Source organism: Aquibacillus halophilus (genome assembly GCF_009649745.1).
GTDB lineage: Bacteria > Bacillota > Bacilli > Bacillales > Amphibacillaceae > Aquibacillus > Aquibacillus halophilus.
Genome location: NZ_WJNG01000010.1, coordinates 93,012 through 109,777 on the forward strand (window position 1 = coordinate 93,012; position 16,766 = coordinate 109,777).

The following is a 16,766-nucleotide window of genomic DNA, read 5'->3' on the forward strand; positions in this document are numbered from 1 at the left end:
TCAACCACCTAGTAATATTCTTATGTATTCACTATGATCCAATAAAAATTGCGGAATTTTATTAATTAGACTTAGAGGTAACGAAGGTACTATCCCAAATACAATACATAAACTGCCCAGAAATATAGTCGGTAATCTTAAAGATAAACCTGGGTCTTTTATGACTATTTTCTTTTCGGTTTTGGTATATAATGTAACAATTACTTTTAAATAATACGTTAAAGATAAAAATGTTCCCACAAGAATAAAAAAGGCAGCATAACCAAAGCCGGCTTCTAGAGCTGCTTCAATAATAAGCCATTTAGTGATAAACCCATTGAAGGGCGGCAGACCCACTATTGACAGGGAAGCAACCACAAATGTAAATGAAATTATCGGAAATTGATAACCCAGCCCTTTAATATCTTTTATATTAATAGCGCTTAAACTATAATAGAAAATTCCGATAACTAAAAATAACGTCCCTTTCATTATTGCGTGATTTAGAATGTGGAAACTTCCACCAATTAATCCTCCATCCGTGCCCACAAATAATCCGATCGTGATATACGCTATTTGTGCAATACTGGAGTACGCAAGCAGCCGATTTAAATTTGTTTGCTGAAATGCTAAGAGATGAGCAATAATAAAAGTAATTACTCCCCAGAAAACACCAATAGCTAACATTCCACTTTCACTCAAAAAATCAATTCCAAAAATGATATATAATACTCTTATTAATGCATATACAGCAGCTTTCATCACTAATCCCGAAGATAAAACATTATAAGGAATAGGGGAATCTTCATAAGCATCTGGTAGCCAGGCATGAAGAGGAATTAACCCTATCTTTAATGCATAACCAAAAACAAACAAGGCCATAAGGATACTTTTTAGCTTAAAAGGGAGCTCTTTAAATTCGAGGGCAATTTCTGCCATATTTAGAGTCCCAGCTAAATGATAAGTTAAGATTGTAGCCAGTAAAATAAAAAAGCTGCCTAATGTAGACATGATCAAATACTTAAAAGCACCTTCTATTGCTTTATCAGTCTTTTTTATCGCCACCAAAGCACAAGAACTCAGCGAGGTCACTTCCAAAAATACATAAAGATTGAATAAATCAGCAGTAAGTACCATTCCGGCAATACCGCCTATCATTAAATAGGTAAGAATAAAATAGTCATGTTTATCAATTTTGATATATTTTAGAGAAAAAAGAATAACGGGTAAAAATAATATAGCGATAATTAACAAAAACATGGCGGCAAAAGGATCCACCATTAAATTTATTCCCAAGAGCCCCCAACCACCAACACTGTATACTTTGGGGGGATAACTATTAGTACTAACTGAAATTAATAGATAAAGATAAATGATCGCACTACCGGTTACCAGGGGAAAAAGGATCTTTTTAAAATATAACTTAGAAATTCCAAGAAAAAATGCGGTTAATAAAGGTAAAATTATAACCCAGACAGCCGCTTCCATTATGGACCTCCCCAAAATAAAAATTATCCTCTCAATTTTCGAAGCTCATCAACATTTAAAGTTCCATATCTTTTATATATCTTAATCACCAAGGCTAGCATTACAGCTGTAACACTTCCCCCAATAATAATTGTTGTTAAGGCCAGTGCCTGAGGGATAGGATCAACGACTATTTCATATTGCCTGTCTAGAATAGGAGCAGTTCCACTCGGTTTATAACCGATTAGTATTAATAATAAAATCAAAGAAGATTCTACAATAGTAAATCCAATAACCATTTTAATTAAGTTTTTTTTGCTAATGACAGTGTAAATTCCAAGCGAAAACAAAATGATTACTACAACATATGGGATTACCACTATTATTTCTCCTTAATCAAACTATTAAAAATTATTGCTAGACCAGCTCCTACTTTTATACCAATCATTACATTTAAGTAAGGTATTAACCCAGCACTGATCAATTCCCCTGTATTTCCCGGACCAAAATTGGCTTGCCCGTTCGCCAGAAAATTGCTTCCAGTAACTACTCCTAGTAATCCTAGTAAAATAAAACCTATTGCTCCTATATCCTCAACCAACTTTTTTTTGGCAGGTTTTAATTTAGATTCAGAAAATTCAACACCATAGGTTATTGTTAGCAGGATGGGAATTATAGACAGAACAACTCCTCCTACAAAACCCCCACCAGGACTGAGATGACCAAAAAAAATTAAATGTACTCCTAAAACTGCTAGAAATGGAATACTAAATTTTGTAGTTTGATAAACAATAATGGAAAATTTAGTACCTAGCATCGTTGCTTTGCTTACGGGAACCAGTAAAGATAGAATAGCAGCAGCTGTTAAAATCACCGTTGCTTCACCCAAAGTATCAAAAGCCCGGTAATCATATAGGACTGAAGTAACTAGATTTATCGCTCCGGTTTCCCGTACCCCTTCAGAAATATAGTGTTCAGATAAATATCTTTTGCTATTGTTATCTAGATTATGTATTTCATAAACTACAACTAATAAGAAAACAGCCAGCGCTACAACAAGGGCTATCGTATGGAGTTTTTTAAGCCTTTCATTAATTTTACTCATGTCGTCAATACTCCGTTTTGTTTATCGTAATTACAAAAAAAACAGTAGTTAAGCCGGCAGCTATTATCGCTTCAGCCATAGCAGCATCCGGAGCCTGGAGAATTACGAAAATAACTACTAGAATAACACCGAATACGGGGAGAGCAATAACTGAGTTGGATATATCTTTAGTAAATACCATAAAAAAAGCGGTAATTACTAAAAATATCATTAACAGATTAAATATAAGATTAATCAAGACTTTACCTCCAATTACTCATCACTATCGTTTTCTACAATTGTTTTGGGTAATATATTATAATTATCAGCAAAACTGGCGATCACATGAATGGCTATCGAATTAGTGATTACTAAAAAAAGTATGAGTACAATAAGCTTTAACGAAACAAACCCAATCCCTTCCAGCACTATACATCCCATTAAAACTGCAATACCTCCGGCCATCAGGCATTTTGAGCCAGCATGTAACCGGGTATAAAAATCAGGAAAACGAATCATTCCCAGAGCAGTACTAAACAAAAAATAAATACCTGTAAGTAAAAATACATAAACAAGTAGTTGGCTTAAACTATGAATGAAATCAATCACCAACTCCTCCTTTCTCTGGTTCACTAAAGTACTTAGACATAACTAAAACATTTATAAATAAGAAAACCCCATAAATTAAAGCCACATCGATAAAAATTTTTCTTTCAAAATAATAACTTAATAAAACCAAAACTAATAAAAACATGACACCTATAGAATTCATAGCAGCTATTCGATCAGGTACACTGGGGCCTTTAATTACCCTATAAAAGGTCAAAATAGCAGATAAGACAATTGCCAGTATCAAATAAAGCACTATGATCACACTCCAGATTGAGTAAATAAAAGCTGAAAATAAGATAGTTAAACTGATTAACCAAATAGTTTAGATACCAAATTCTCATGTTTACTGATACGTGCTTTCTTTATTTCTGCTTCATCGTCACTGTGAACATCTATCCAGTGAATAAAATAGTTTTTAGATAAGTTATCGAAATCCATAGCCAAGGTCCCTTGAGGTAATGTAATAAAATTGATTAACATTGCCATACTGTTTGTATTTTCAAGAGATGTTTTGATTCTAACTGTTCGGGGAGAAAATGAAGGTTTAATTTCAAATGCATGTCTCGAAACTCTGACTGCAGATAAAAATACATCATAGATAAAAGAAATGATCACCAACAATATGTAATATATCTTTAATAGGAATTCTTTCGTTTCATATTTCATTTGAACTAATTTAAAACCATTATCTACAAACATAAGCGATAGTATAGAACAAATAATAGTTCCCAACAAAAATACCTCGATAGTAACGCGGCCCGCAAAAACAAACCATAATGCCAAAGTTATTAAAAACAATAGTATTTTCTTCAAATTAAGTACCTCACTTTAAATTAAATAAAATTGGCTATCAATCAATGGAATAGAAGCATAGTATTCCTTACTATTACCATTTGATGAGTTATTATTTATAGGATAGTTAGATTCTGATTATATCGAGAAACCAAATGCGGTATTTTCATTTTTAGTTCACCTGTAATTTTAGGGATGTTGAATAGTCGGCACACAAAGGGGGTTGGTGTCAGGCACTACCTGTGAAAAAGTGAATTGGCATGCGCCAATTTGGACACAAAAGAACCGTCCCCATGCATTTATTTCTGTTCGGCAAAATAATGGTCTACTGCATATTGAAATGAATGAATGAAAAACGAGATTGCTTGTTTACTTATTTTTGCCTTAGGGTTAATAATATCGAAACCATGATAGCATCCTTTAAATAATTCAAAATCGACTGGGACTCCTGCTTGTTTTAGGTTTTGAACATACTGAATTGTTTCGTCTCTAAAGGGTTCTATATCACCAACAAATGTAATGGTCGGTGGGAGGTTACTATAGTCTGTTGCTCTAGCAGGTGCTGCATAGACAGGCACATCTTTCTCGAATAATTCTCCAAGGTATAACTTCCATGCCCACCTGTTGGTTCTTGAATTCCAGATAGGGGCATTATTTTCTTTAGCTGATTCCGTTATCATTCGGTCGTCCATCATCGGATATAAAGGCATTTGAAAAGCGATAGTTACTTCTTGTTGATCTCTGGCATAAAGAGTAATCGCAGCGGTTAATCCCCCTCCGGCACTTTCCCCGCCTACGATGAGTTGATTATCCCTGATGCCAAGTTCCTTTGCATGACTTTTCATCCATAAAAGGGCAGTGTAAGAATCATCTAGTGCTGCTGGATATGGTGCTTCATCAATAGATAAACGATAATCAGGAGCTACTATTACACAGTCCCTCGCACCAATTAATCTTTTGTAGGTGTTAGCGAACAACTCGGGGATTCCTTGAGAATATCCACCACCATGTAGCCAAAGTACTCCAGGTATTTCCTTTTTAGGATTAAGGGGTTTATAAATACAGATACGCAATTTTGTGCCATCCTTGCGTGTAATCCACTCTTCACTAAACTGCAATCCTTCAACGTCTTGACCCTTTCGTTTCTCCATTTGTTTTTTGACAGTATGCATAAATTTTATATACTTCTCTTCACTAGGTTTGTTTATTAATAGATTGTATAGCATCCCTTTAATCCTTAACTGCTTATCAATCATTCTATAAGTGACTTTCACTGTTTATTTGCCTCCCCATCTTAAATGACTATGTAATACAAGTGTTTAAATATCCTATGTAATAGGTTAGTGAGAAGTTGTATAAAAAACAATAACTACAGATAAACGTGCTAGACTCTATTTTACTAAAACAAAATGCACCACAATAAGTGGTGCATTTCAGACGCAATTTAGCTAACGATTCCTATCACATTCATGAGTTTCGCAATTGGAAAAGGAACCCGTTAATTTATTAGTTCGAGTTTTATTATAGTAAGAACAGTTGTATATCAAATATGAGACCGACGATCATTTTCCACATCATATACACAAAGATTAAAAGTAATTTCGGATTGCTACCAATACTTTCTCTAAGTCTTGATCCTGTAACTTCCCAATTTTAAATAGTAACTCTTTGTAGTGAACAGTGTTTAGTTTAGAACATCTAACTATGGAGGGTTTTGCTAATCCAGCTTCCTTCCAGTAATCAATCACAACATCAAATTCGTTTCTTTCATGTTGACTTGTAACTGTTGCTATTAAATGATCTAATTCTACTATTACATTATCATTACTTACAATTACGACTGGTCTTCTTTTTCCATTTAACTCAACCGTCCAAACCTCTCCACGTTTACCTGCTTTACTCACCTTCTTTACCCCAAAATATTTCTTCTTTCTCTCTTATAATTTGCTCTTTTGGAGGTCTGCTATCAAAATAATTATCAAATAACTTATTAAGTAATTTGATCCGTTCACCATTGTCCATTTCTTCAATTGCTTTCAAAATTTCATCAGCAGTCATGAATAACCACCTCATTTATATTTGATTTAATTAACTCAATTATACAGTAGAAAAAAATAAAATAAAACTATGGTAATAAAAGAAAAAGCGACCATTGCTGCCCGGTCTTTTTTGGTTAAGATTAGATTTTCTGATTTGCCTTAAACCACAAAAGTCTGTGTAATCAGTAGGATACTTATTGAAGGTATGTGGTAATATGTGATTTACATCTACAATCAGGACATTTTGTTGAAGAAAAAATCTTTCCGTTTATGCTAGAATCTAAATGGAATGATAATCATAAAATACGTTAAAAAGTGAGGATTCACCATGATTGCAAAGACTGAAGAGGATTTTAATGGATTAAAAGAAATTGGCAAAATTTGTGGAGCGATTCGAGACGAATTAGTCCAGCGTACTAAACCTGGAATTACTACAAAAGAACTCGATGAAATTGCTGGGCAGCTTTTTGAAAAAGCAGGGGCTCAATCTGCACCAAAAGGAATATACGATTTCCCTGGATATACATGCATTAGCATAAATGAAGAAGTAGCACACGGGATTCCGAGTGAACGGACCATTCAAGAAGGGGACATTGTAAATATTGATGTTTCAGGTTCTAAAAACGGCTATTTCGCAGATACTGGAATTTCCTTTGTAGTTGGCAAAGGAGAAATAATTTTACAGAAAATATGTGACGTTGTTAAAGAAGCATTCGACGCTGGACTTGAGAAGGCAAAACCGGGTTTGAAAAAAAACGCTCTCGGAAAAGCTGTAGAGGACGTAGCCAAACAGCATGGCTTGACTGTCATTAAAAATCTTACTGGACACGGTGTTGGGCGCTCGATTCACGAAGCACCAGATCATATTTTCAATTACTTCGCTCGCTGGGATGACGAAATTTTAAAAGAAGGTATGGTAATTGCCTTTGAGCCTTTTATTTCTACACTTGAAGAGGAAGTTTTCCTATCCGAAGATGATGGCTGGACCTATCTAACCGATGAAAGCTTTGTCGCTCAATACGAACATACAATTATTCTTACGAAAGAAGGACCGATTATTACTACGTTGTAACGGGACAAAGGTCAAGTCGGGTCAGGTCCCTTGTCCCGCAAAAAAATAGTGCCGGTAATATCACGTATCCCAACGTGGTACCCGACACCATAACCTAACGATTTTATTTGGACAATTTAGTGAACGGGAAGCAGAGAGAGCTTTTCACTGGGGCTCTGACGGTTCTTTTGTGTCACATGTGACACAAAAGAACCGTCCCCATACATCATCTAATCATAATACCGTGTGGGTATATATAAGGTTGTTCTAGCTCTTCAATCTTTTTCCATTCTGTGATTTTAATCATTGGCAAGTCCACACCATTATATTCTTGAATTGCAATAGTCCCTTTTGCTTCCAGCCAAGTATCTTCCTGTAAATCTACAGCTTCATCAAGTTCAGAAAGAAAGCCAGTTACACCTGCATCCGCGACACAATGCGTTATAATAAACCTTGCTAACACAAATTGGTTGTCCTTTAAGCCTTCCTCCTTATATACAAAGCCATTTAAAACAATTTCTTTGCCCTCATATTTTTCTAAATTCATACTAATTATGTCCATATTTAAAGTGTACACTGAATCATCCATATGAACTGTTGATTGTTTCTCAAGGTCTTGGGCCATTTGCCTAAATTCTTCTTGTGAATAAGTATTTGAATCAAGATTAGGGTCTGGTGGATTATCATCTGACAGCAAGTCATTTTCAGGCGGATTTTCTAATTCTCCTTGTGTTTGGTCGTCTGGTAAATTAATTTCGGGTTGAGAACTTTCTACCTCAGCAGCTAACTCTTCTTCTTCTTTTTTATTATTAAGTGCACTATTTGTTATTGACATCATTGCACCCTTCTTCTCCGCAATCGATGCATTTAAAGTAGAAGGTGGAAGGAGAAATCCTGTTAATAACGGAAATACAACAATAGAGTAGGAAACCAATTTTTTTATGTTCATGGAAGAATAGCCATGATCATGATTATGATCAGCGTGATCGTCATCATGGTCTTCACTCTTAGCCGACCAGACTCTTTGTAGTTGAGCTACAAACAAAACTAGTAAAATTATTACACCGAGTTGACTAATTACATCATACTTAGGATTTATCAATTTTAAAATATCACCTGTATAGTGTAACTTTATAATATAGATTGCAAAAAGTAATAAAATAATTGCTCTGAAAGCTTGTTGCATATGAAAGCGCATGTTTAGTCTCTCCCTTCTCAGTACAAACCTTGTACAATAATAAAGGTACCAAATACAATTACGGTTACAATAAATACGAAAGTTACCACAAATCTCGCCTTAAAGACACTTAGCATCATCATCGTATTTTTCAAGTCTATCATAGGCCCATAGACAAGAAATGCTAAAATAGATGCTGTTGGGAATACATTACTAAAGGAAGCAGCAATAAATGCGTCTGCTTCAGAACAGAGCGATAATATATAGGCTAGTCCCATCATCAGGGCTATACTAGAAGCTACTTCACCATTTCCGGTAGCTGCTAATGCTCCTGTAGAGATATATGTTTGTACAAAGGCTGCTAATAACGCACCGATAATTAAGTATTTTCCCATGTCAAAAAACTCATCAACTGAATGCACAAGCACATTAGCGATTTTTCTTGTAATCGATTCGGTAGGAGTTGAGTGGGTATGTCCACAGCTAGAATTAGTTAAACCAACTTTTAATTGATTTGATTTAAAAAGCAAACTAATTACAAAAGCAATTAATATTGCAACAAAAAAACCAATAATCATACGTGATAAGGCAATCTTCAAGTCATTTCCAAAAGCCATGTAAGTTGATAAGATAACAATAGGGTTTATAAGAGGTCCAGTTAGGAGAAAGCCAATTCCAGCATAGATCGGTACCCCTTTTGCAACTAGCCTTCGAACAATTGGTACAATTCCGCATTCACACGCTGGAAAGAATGCACCTACCACACAACTCATTATTATAGCCATTAATTTATTTTTAGGAATCCACCGTTTAATATGATCTTCTGTTATAAATATTTGAATTACGCCTGCAATAACAACACCTATTAACACAAACGGTAAAGCCTCGATTAGGATACTCAAGAAGATTGTATTCATATTGTACACCGAAGTAGGCAGGTTAATAGCATCACGCAAGGATTCGCTAGATGTTATTAAAAAAATTGCCAACCCGAATAATATAATTCCAGTAAAATCTATTAAACTTGATCGGAATATACGGAACATTGTTTTCCCCCATACATAAACATTGTGGGGATATTTAATTAAAATATCCCCACATTATCCTTTATTTTTCTAATACGCTCAATAGTACTTCTAGATTTTGATGCATTAATGTAAAATAATTCTCATTTTTTTCGATATCATCTTCTGTTAATACAGCAAGATTATGGATTTCCCTAGATTCTACACCTGTTTCACTCTGAATAACTTCTGCTACTTTTGGTCGAACATTTTGTTCAAATAATAAGTAATTTATGTCATGTTTATCAACTAATTTTATTACATTCTCTATCTTTTTTTGTGATGGTTCATCAGACGGTGATAATCCATTGATTGCTATTTGTTCTAATCCATATGCATTTTCCCAATAGCCATAAGCTGCATGGGTAACCAAAATTTTGTTTCTTTCTTGTGCTTCTAGTTTACTATGAAACTCTTCATCTAATTGTTCAAGTCTAGATTTCAAGTCTTGGAAGTTCTCCTCAAAATCTTCTGTTGCATCAGGTTTAATATCTATTAATACATTTTTTATATTTTCTGCAAGAGTAATCGCACGAATTGGATCTAGCCATACATGAGGATCTACATCTCCATGGTTATGATCATCAATTTTATCCTCATGGTCATGGACATCTTCTTCATGATCATCTATTCCATCCTCATGCTCATGAGCATCTTCTTCATGAACATCTGGTTCATCCTCATGCTCATGGTTGCTTCCTAGTAATACAATACCATTTGTTGCTTCAACTATCATTACATTTTCGTCTTTTAAAGTTTGGTTAATTTTTACAGCATATGCCTCCAAACCTGCACCATTATATATAAATGCGTCTGCAGAAGCAATATCAATCATCGTTTTTGAAGTGGGTTCGTATGTATGGGCATCGGCTCCAGCTGGCAGAATAGAAATCACATCTGTGTGAGCCCCACCGATTTCACTTGCAAAATATTCTAGCGGGTACATGGACGTATAAATGGTTAACAACTGAACTTCTCCACTGGAGTTGGATGATACCTCATCCCTCGCTCCACATGCACTCAGAACAACAATCAATAGAAGAACTATTAATCTCGCAAAAATTTTCAAAATTTCATCCCCTTCTGCTAAAAACAAATTATATCGTAACCATTCCTGTTTGTAAATAGGAATGGTTACGATTTATTTAGAACTTATTGACGAGCAATTATAATAAAACAATGAAGGAGTTCTGTTTAATTTACTGGCATCCTTGCACTACTAATTCTTATCACGCAAAAAGCGACTTTCTAACGATATAACCTTTTACAGTTGTGGCCCGTTTCTTCTTTCCAATTAGAAATAAAGAGCAATAAGAAAACGCAAGCCTTTCACTTGGACTCTGACGGTTCTTTTGTGTCACACATTTCCTGTTTATTGAAAATGTGTGACACAAAAGAACCGTCCCCATATTGACAACTTTTAATATTTAGGATATCTTTTAGTTAACTTAATAATCGATAGATGTTTAATTTTTGTTTCTTAAATAAGTTGGGCTTTAGCATTCTTTTAATTTTTTTATTGAACGGATGAAAAAGCTTTACAATGGATAAGAACGAAAAAGTAACGTAAATCACCTATACTATTAGATTAGCAATTTACCGCTAAGGCAACTATAAACAAAATGTATTTGATATCAAATAAGGTAGTTCTTCAAAAAAACTTCGTTGAGTTTAGTTGAGGGAAAACCGACAATTTTCAATATTTCAATGAATTTACATCATTGAATATTGAAGTTGTCGGTTTTTTTTTTGAGAAAATACAAATCTATTCAAAAGTCGTAATAGAGCAGATAAAAAGAATGGTTTTTTTAGATAAATATGCGAAATGACCTTTTGAAATAAAATCATTTTAGAGAGGAAAATGTCTTGTGTTAGTTTCGTTGAGTTCGTCATCATTGTTAACATTATTTTTTGTTATGCTAATTGCTTCTGGGCTAAGTGGACTATTGTTTTTACTTCCACGAGTACCACTGGGCTTTATTCGGATTCATATTGGTATCGTTGCTTTACCGCCTTTGGTTTCCTTATTTGCTCTTATTAATACTGGTGTGAATGAAAATGTTGGTCCTTTTTACTTGGATTTTTTAGCTTGGTTAATGGCTTTCTTTGTTCTTACAATTGGCTTAATCATTCAGCGTTTTTCTGTGCGTTACTTAATGGGTGACCGCTCTTATCGTAAGTATTTTATGCTTTTTACATTCACTACAGCTGTTGCATCAATTGCATGGTTAAGTGGTGACCTCCGCTTGATGGTTATATCTTGGGGAGCGACTCTCTTCTGTTTAATCTTACTAATGAGGTTAAACCGTGGATGGAAAGCAGCCTCTGAAGCTGCCAAGGTTTCTAGTCGCTTATTTACATTAAGTTGGGTTGCATTATTAGTTGCCGTGATCTGGATTTTTCAAGTTACAGGTCAATGGCAGTTATCTCTAGCTCTTACAAATGATAATTTAAATCAGCTTGGAGCTTGGGACAGAACAGGGATTAATTTATTAATTGTTCTAGCAGTGATAATTCCTGCAGCCCAATGGCCTTTCCAAAGGTGGTTAATCGAATCTGTTGTTGCTCCAACTCCTGTTTCGGCGATTATGCACGCAGGATTAGTAAATGCAGGGGGAATTATGCTAACTCGATTTTCACCTCTTTTTAACGGAGATATAGCTTCGATTATTTTAGTTATTCTTGCAAGCATTTCTGTATTGATTGGATCCGGAATTGGTTTAGTGCAGGTTGACTATAAACGTCAGTTAGTAGGTTCCACGATTGGGCAAATGGGATTTATGCTTATTCAATGTGCATTAGGAGCGTATATAGCAGCTATTATTCATCTTATTTTACATGGTCTGTTCAAAGCTACATTGTTTTTACAGGCTGGTTCGGCAGTACGTCGTTCCGAAGCACCGTCTCGCGTTAATGAAAGATCATCCTATTTATGGGTTATGGCTGGTCGCGTTTTAGGCTTACTTGCAGGGATTGCTTTTTGGTCCATGGCTCCCGGAGAGGGATATCGATTGATTAGTGCGCTAATCTTAGGGTGGTCATTGTCTGTTTCTTGGACACAGCTCGTAGCTTTTGGACAGGGGAAAATTGGCCGAATTGTTGGCTTATCATTTTTAGGAGGAGCTGCCATCGTTTATTTTATCGTTCATAACCTCTTCTATGAATGGTTGCATACAACCGTTTTTCAAAGTGGCCAACCACCAATGTCAGTTGTCATCATTGTCGTATGTCTCTTACTATTTGGTAGTGCTATAGGTATGTGGATTGCTCGTCATCGGTCTTCAGTTTCCTTCTCAATACTCTATCTTTGGTTAGTACGACTAGGTGAAGCAAAACCAAAGTCAGTAGAAAGTCATCCAGACTACCTTAAAAAATTTTTATCACAAGGAGGTAATTAGTGATGGGCGGAACATCTGTATTAATAAAAGAAAATGTAAAAGAAGATACAAGTATTATTCATAAAGAAAGTGATATTAACGTTTTAATTGAAGCTGCTAGCCGAGTCATTGCACCACTTTGGCCAATTTCTACTTTTGCAGCACGTAATCCCTGGATGGGACTTGAAAACCAACCTTTTGATCAGGTTGCAGAGTGGTTAAAAAATACTCGTGATATAGATATCTACCCTAGTGCTTCTATGATTCTATCAGCAAATAGCAAAGGTGAAATAGATGAAGATTTTCTGAAAATCAATCTGCAGCGCTGGCTTGATTCACATTCCTTCCATATCCCGCGGGACGTGGCAGAGCAATTTTGTCGTGCAGCACTAAAATTAGATCCAATACCCTCTAACCTTTTATCATCAAATAAGCTGGATAAATTGGTAGAGGAAATCAGTGAACTTAATACCGATAATATCGAAAATTCTCCGATGCAACCAATAAGTTCACGTATTGAGAATCAAAATGGTGAAAGGTTAGTCAACATTCTCGATCATCATATTATTAAGTGGTGTAAATTATATCTTGATGAATCTCAAGCTGGTTGGACAATGCCAAATCGTGAGGAAGGCTTCTTTCGTGCATGGAAGCGTCTCATAGCATATGATCCAGCACTTAGTAAAAATCAGCGCAAAAGCTTAAAGGACATACCCGAAGATCCACATATAGCTATAAAAAAAGCATTATCCGTACTAGAAATCCCTGAATCAGAGATACAGACTTATCTTGAAGGTCATTTACTTGCCTTACCTGGATGGGCAGGGATGATGCTTTGGCGCTCTCGACAATCGAGCCATGAACATGCACTCCTAACAGAATATTTAGCTGTTCGAATTTCCATGGAGTGCGCTCTAATAAAGCCTTATTTACCTTTGTCCAATCAACAATCAGAGGAAAAAAAATCAATTACTCCCCTATTAGCAGCTTGGATTCATTGGGGGGACCTTACAACCGAGGCATGGTCACAGATGTCAGCTGCTGAACAAAACGAATATTTATCATTTGCTTACAGCTTTGACGAGAACCTTCGTAGGAAACTTTGGTTAGAGGCTTGGGAACAAACACACACAGATCGATTAAGTCAGAAAATCAGCTCTAAACAACGGAAGACCAATGAAAAAAAATCTACATTAGCTCAATTAGCATTCTGTATTGATGTACGATCAGAACCTTTTCGTCGTCAACTTGAAAAAGAAGGTCCATTTGAAACGATTGGAATTGCTGGTTTCTTTGGTTTACCAATTGCAACTAATGAACTCGGAAGTAAACACAGTCACCCTTCCTTGCCAGTTATACTACAGCCTCAGCACAAAATAAAAGAGTCGGCTGATGAGAATGAACTCAAATCGTATCAACAACGGAAGCAGGCAGTTAATTCCTTAAGCAATACATTTAAAACAATGAAACAGAACGTACTTGCGAGCTTACTTTTACCTGAACTAAGTGGACCTTGGCTCAGTCTACAAATGGTAGCCCGGAGCTTTGCGCCTAGAAGAGCAGATCGTTTCATTCGTAACCTTCGTGAGAATTACTTACGGAAACCTGATACAAGGCTCTCGCTTAATCATGTTCATAACACAGAGACAGAGATACCTGTTGGATTTTCTGAAGAAGAAAAAGTGAATTATGCGCACCAGGCTCTAAAAATGATGGGACTAACAGATAATTTTGCATCATTAGTCGTAATATGCGGTCATGGTAGTCAAAGCACAAACAACCCTTATGCTGCTGCTCTCGACTGTGGTGCTTGCGGTGGAGCGGCAGGTGGATTCAATGCAAGGGTTTTAGCTGCTTTATGTAACCTCCCAGAAGTAAGAGAAAAGCTTTCTTTTGAAAGTATTGAAATTCCTGAGGACACCGTTTTCGTAGCAGCTGAGCATAAAACAACGGTAGATGAATTACACTGGATTTATGTTCCTGAACTTTCCGTATCTGCACAAGAAGCATTTGACCGTATTGAAGCTATTATGCCTAAAGTGAGCCAAAATGCAAATGCAGACCGTCTAGCTCAATTACCGAATTTTTATTCAAAAATTAAAAGTCCAAGAGCTGAGGCGCATCGATTTGCGGAAGATTGGAGTGAAATACGTCCGGAATGGGGATTAGCCCGTAATGCCGCTTTTATTATCGGCCAACGTGAACTAACTCAGGATTGTGACTTGGAAGGGAGAGCCTTCCTTCATAATTATGATTGGCAGCAGGATGAAAGTGGTGATCTCCTAGCTAACATCATAGCGGGACCAGGTACGGTGACCCAATGGATTAATCTACAATACTACGCGTCAACGGTAGTGCCTCATTATTATGGTAGTGGAAATAAAGCGACGCAAACCGTTACGGCAGGGCTCGGTGTTATGCAGGGGAATGCAAGTGACTTGTTAGCTGGACTACCTTGGCAATCCGTCATGCAATCAGATTACGAGGCTTATCATTCTCCTCTACGTTTGCTGATTGTCATCCATTCACCTAATGAATATGTAGAACGGTTATTAAAGAATGATTCCGCATTACGTGAAAAAGTTCAAAATGGATGGGTTCGACTTGCTAGTATTGATCCAGAAGGACGTTGGGAAAACTGGTAACTGGTAATATTTAATCAACAATTTATCAACGTATAAAAGGAAGTGTACACTATGAATTTAGATACTAATCAAAAGGTATTGTTTCTAACAGACATTGAAAACGGATTAGAGCCTATTTTACAAGAAGCGACTAAAATCCGACCAGAAAACATGGTGACCATACAAAGCTATGGTCCCGTAATCTCAAATCTTTTCGGGGATATAATGAGGTCTGTTGTCTTGGCTATTTATCAGGCCAATGTAAAGGAGATTTTTGTTGTAGGAATAAAAGACAAAGGCATTACCTCAGTTAATTCACTAACCCAAGTTGATTCAATAAAAGATGAAATTCTTAAACTAGACGATTCCATTCAAAATAGTATGGCTGATTTTTTAGATGATACGGTTAATGAATGGCTAACTGGAAAAGAAAATGTTAGTGAAAATATCGAAAAGTGTGTTGATATCATCCGCAACCACCCATTAGTACCGTCGGATGTTAGAGTAAGAGGTTTAATAATAAATAATAAAAATGGAAAGTACTCAAAGGCTGAGGTTGTTACTAATTAGAACTTAATTATTTCCCAGATAAGGTGCATTTCCCTTCCCATGCCTTAGTTGTTATACTAAATTTAGATTTTGTTGGATGGATATTAAAGGTCTATAGGAATTACATGTTATAATAGATTTTTAATTGTTGAGTTAGAAGAATTATACTTGTCTATCTATCCGATGCAATAAGGAGATTTCTTCTAATTGAAAATTTAAGACGGGTGCTCAACTTTAGAAGGAATATCATCTAATAAATTTTAAAAAGCAAATAAAAGAGGCCGATTTTTTATTCGATAGGGAGTTGTATAGTATATGAAACAATCTAAAGGTTCTTATGAATCTGAGATAAGTTGGGCGATTACACAATGGGAAAAGGACTTTCTTGGGCGTGGATCTGTATCCGTTAAGACAGATATATTACGGGATATGATAATTGTGAATTTACAAGGCATTCTAACACCAGCTGAATACACCGTTTGTGAAACAAAAGAGGGAATGTTAACCATAAAGAAAACTCGTTCGGAATTAGTTGAATCAGGTGTAGAAAATCTTAAGGATACTATTTTAACTATAACCGGAGAAAAAGTGAAAAGTTTTCATACTGATATAAGCTCTAATACAGGTGAACGAGTGATGGTATTTAAATTATTTAATGATTTTGAGAAAAATCTTTAAATACGAAATTTTACCTTGAGGATTATACTGTCTTAGTTAAACACTATTATAATGTCTACGTTAACCATCGAGACAAGTTAGGGCTGAAGCATATTGGCTGTTCTAATATTTAGATTATAAATATTACGGATGACTTTTAGAAAGATAGAGTTTATTGTAACAACGCATAATTAACCTTATTGGAATAAGCGGAGGTGTTTATCAACTTTCGCTTATTTTGTTTTGTGGTTATTGCGTAGTACCCCTCTCCCCCTCGTCGCACTTGCCTTGCGC

18 protein-coding genes are annotated in these 16,766 nt (G+C 35.7%); 5 read left to right on the plus strand and 13 right to left on the minus strand.

Annotation, left to right across the window (positions count from 1 at the left end; genetic code table 11):
- The 10 genes from GH741_RS12900 to GH741_RS21630 all read right to left on the minus strand — a co-directional run bounded on the left by GH741_RS12900 (position 1) and on the right by GH741_RS21630 (position 5,992).
- Complete coding sequence (locus GH741_RS12900; protein ID WP_153737208.1) at positions 1-1,467, minus strand: complex I subunit 5 family protein; 1,467 nt, start codon at positions 1,465-1,467, stop codon at positions 1-3.
- 23 nt (positions 1,468-1,490) lie between these two features.
- A complete protein-coding gene (locus tag GH741_RS12905; protein WP_205677335.1) occupies positions 1,491-1,826 on the minus strand; it encodes an NADH-quinone oxidoreductase subunit K in 336 nt (111 codons plus the stop codon).
- Between the two features lie 2 nt (positions 1,827-1,828).
- A complete protein-coding gene (mbhE, locus tag GH741_RS12910) occupies positions 1,829-2,551 on the minus strand; it encodes a hydrogen gas-evolving membrane-bound hydrogenase subunit E (protein WP_153737209.1) in 723 nt (240 codons plus the stop codon).
- A 4-nt stretch (positions 2,552-2,555) separates the two neighbouring features.
- On the minus strand, positions 2,556-2,789 hold the full coding sequence (locus GH741_RS12915; protein WP_153737210.1) for a Na(+)/H(+) antiporter subunit B: 234 nt from the start codon (positions 2,787-2,789) through the stop codon (positions 2,556-2,558).
- Between the two features lie 14 nt (positions 2,790-2,803).
- Positions 2,804-3,139, minus strand: a complete 336-nt coding sequence (gene mnhG / locus GH741_RS12920) for a monovalent cation/H(+) antiporter subunit G (protein ID WP_205677336.1) — start codon at positions 3,137-3,139, stop codon at positions 2,804-2,806.
- Entirely contained in the window at positions 3,132-3,395 is a 264-nt protein-coding gene (locus GH741_RS12925; protein ID WP_205677337.1) for a monovalent cation/H+ antiporter complex subunit F, read from the minus strand. Before GH741_RS12925 ends, mnhG begins: the two co-directional genes overlap by 8 nt.
- A gap of 56 nt (positions 3,396-3,451) precedes the next feature.
- Positions 3,452-3,955, minus strand: coding sequence for a Na+/H+ antiporter subunit E (locus tag GH741_RS12930; protein ID WP_153737211.1), 504 nt, complete (start codon positions 3,953-3,955; stop codon positions 3,452-3,454).
- A 278-nt stretch (positions 3,956-4,233) separates the two neighbouring features.
- Positions 4,234-5,208, minus strand: a complete 975-nt coding sequence (locus GH741_RS12935; protein WP_338079417.1) for an alpha/beta hydrolase — start codon at positions 5,206-5,208, stop codon at positions 4,234-4,236.
- A gap of 315 nt (positions 5,209-5,523) precedes the next feature.
- Entirely contained in the window at positions 5,524-5,838 is a 315-nt protein-coding gene (locus GH741_RS12940; protein WP_338079418.1) for a type II toxin-antitoxin system PemK/MazF family toxin, read from the minus strand.
- Positions 5,831-5,992 (minus strand): hypothetical protein, encoded by a 162-nt coding sequence (locus tag GH741_RS21630; RefSeq protein ID WP_170287631.1) that lies wholly within the window; start codon positions 5,990-5,992, stop codon positions 5,831-5,833. Before GH741_RS21630 ends, GH741_RS12940 begins: the two co-directional genes overlap by 8 nt.
- Positions 5,993-6,301: 309 nt before the next feature.
- Here GH741_RS21630 and map point away from each other — a divergent pair, with 309 nt between their 5' ends.
- Positions 6,302-7,045 (plus strand): type I methionyl aminopeptidase, encoded by a 744-nt coding sequence (map, locus tag GH741_RS12945; protein ID WP_153737212.1) that lies wholly within the window; start codon positions 6,302-6,304, stop codon positions 7,043-7,045.
- A gap of 205 nt (positions 7,046-7,250) precedes the next feature.
- On the opposite strand, the gene GH741_RS12950 is transcribed toward map, so the two are convergent.
- The 3 genes from GH741_RS12950 to GH741_RS12960 form a co-directional block, all read right to left on the minus strand.
- Positions 7,251-8,222, minus strand: a complete 972-nt coding sequence (locus tag GH741_RS12950) for a TIGR03943 family putative permease subunit (RefSeq protein ID WP_153737213.1) — start codon at positions 8,220-8,222, stop codon at positions 7,251-7,253.
- Between the two features lie 17 nt (positions 8,223-8,239).
- Positions 8,240-9,247, minus strand: a complete 1,008-nt coding sequence (locus GH741_RS12955) for a permease (RefSeq protein WP_153737214.1) — start codon at positions 9,245-9,247, stop codon at positions 8,240-8,242.
- A gap of 61 nt (positions 9,248-9,308) precedes the next feature.
- The gene (locus GH741_RS12960; protein WP_240795491.1) at positions 9,309-10,334 is read right to left on the minus strand and encodes a metal ABC transporter solute-binding protein, Zn/Mn family; all 1,026 of its coding nucleotides are present in this window, start codon (positions 10,332-10,334) and stop codon (positions 9,309-9,311) included.
- A gap of 799 nt (positions 10,335-11,133) precedes the next feature.
- On the opposite strand from GH741_RS12960, the gene GH741_RS12965 reads away from it, so the two are divergent.
- From GH741_RS12965 to GH741_RS12980, 4 genes are all read left to right on the plus strand, one after another.
- Complete coding sequence (locus tag GH741_RS12965; RefSeq protein WP_338079419.1) at positions 11,134-12,663, plus strand: NADH dehydrogenase subunit 5; 1,530 nt, start codon at positions 11,134-11,136, stop codon at positions 12,661-12,663.
- Between the two features lie 2 nt (positions 12,664-12,665).
- Positions 12,666-15,287 (plus strand): DUF2309 domain-containing protein, encoded by a 2,622-nt coding sequence (locus GH741_RS12970; RefSeq protein ID WP_153737216.1) that lies wholly within the window; start codon positions 12,666-12,668, stop codon positions 15,285-15,287.
- Between the two features lie 51 nt (positions 15,288-15,338).
- Positions 15,339-15,836 (plus strand): carbonic anhydrase, encoded by a 498-nt coding sequence (locus tag GH741_RS12975; protein WP_153737217.1) that lies wholly within the window; start codon positions 15,339-15,341, stop codon positions 15,834-15,836.
- Positions 15,837-16,130: 294 nt separating this feature from the next.
- Entirely contained in the window at positions 16,131-16,493 is a 363-nt protein-coding gene (locus GH741_RS12980; RefSeq protein WP_153737218.1) for a Na-translocating system protein MpsC family protein, read from the plus strand.
- Positions 16,494-16,766 lie beyond the last annotated feature (273 nt).

Bases quoted from the DNA above. Each gene is read 5' to 3' on its own strand.
- GH741_RS12900 (WP_153737208.1), bottom strand. From the start codon at position 1,467: ATGGAAGCGGCTGTCTGGGTTATAATTTTACCTTTATTAACCGCATTT.
- mbhE (WP_153737209.1), bottom strand. From the start codon at position 2,551: ATGAGTAAAATTAATGAAAGGCTTAAAAAACTCCATACGATAGCCCTT.
- GH741_RS21630 (WP_170287631.1), bottom strand. From the start codon at position 5,992: ATGACTGCTGATGAAATTTTGAAAGCAATTGAAGAAATGGACAATGGT.
- map (WP_153737212.1), top strand. From the start codon at position 6,302: ATGATTGCAAAGACTGAAGAGGATTTTAATGGATTAAAAGAAATTGGC.
- GH741_RS12950 (WP_153737213.1), bottom strand. From the start codon at position 8,222: ATGCGCTTTCATATGCAACAAGCTTTCAGAGCAATTATTTTATTACTT.
- GH741_RS12955 (WP_153737214.1), bottom strand. From the start codon at position 9,247: ATGTTCCGTATATTCCGATCAAGTTTAATAGATTTTACTGGAATTATA.
- GH741_RS12970 (WP_153737216.1), top strand. From the start codon at position 12,666: ATGGGCGGAACATCTGTATTAATAAAAGAAAATGTAAAAGAAGATACA.
- GH741_RS12975 (WP_153737217.1), top strand. From the start codon at position 15,339: ATGAATTTAGATACTAATCAAAAGGTATTGTTTCTAACAGACATTGAA.
- GH741_RS12980 (WP_153737218.1), top strand. From the start codon at position 16,131: ATGAAACAATCTAAAGGTTCTTATGAATCTGAGATAAGTTGGGCGATT.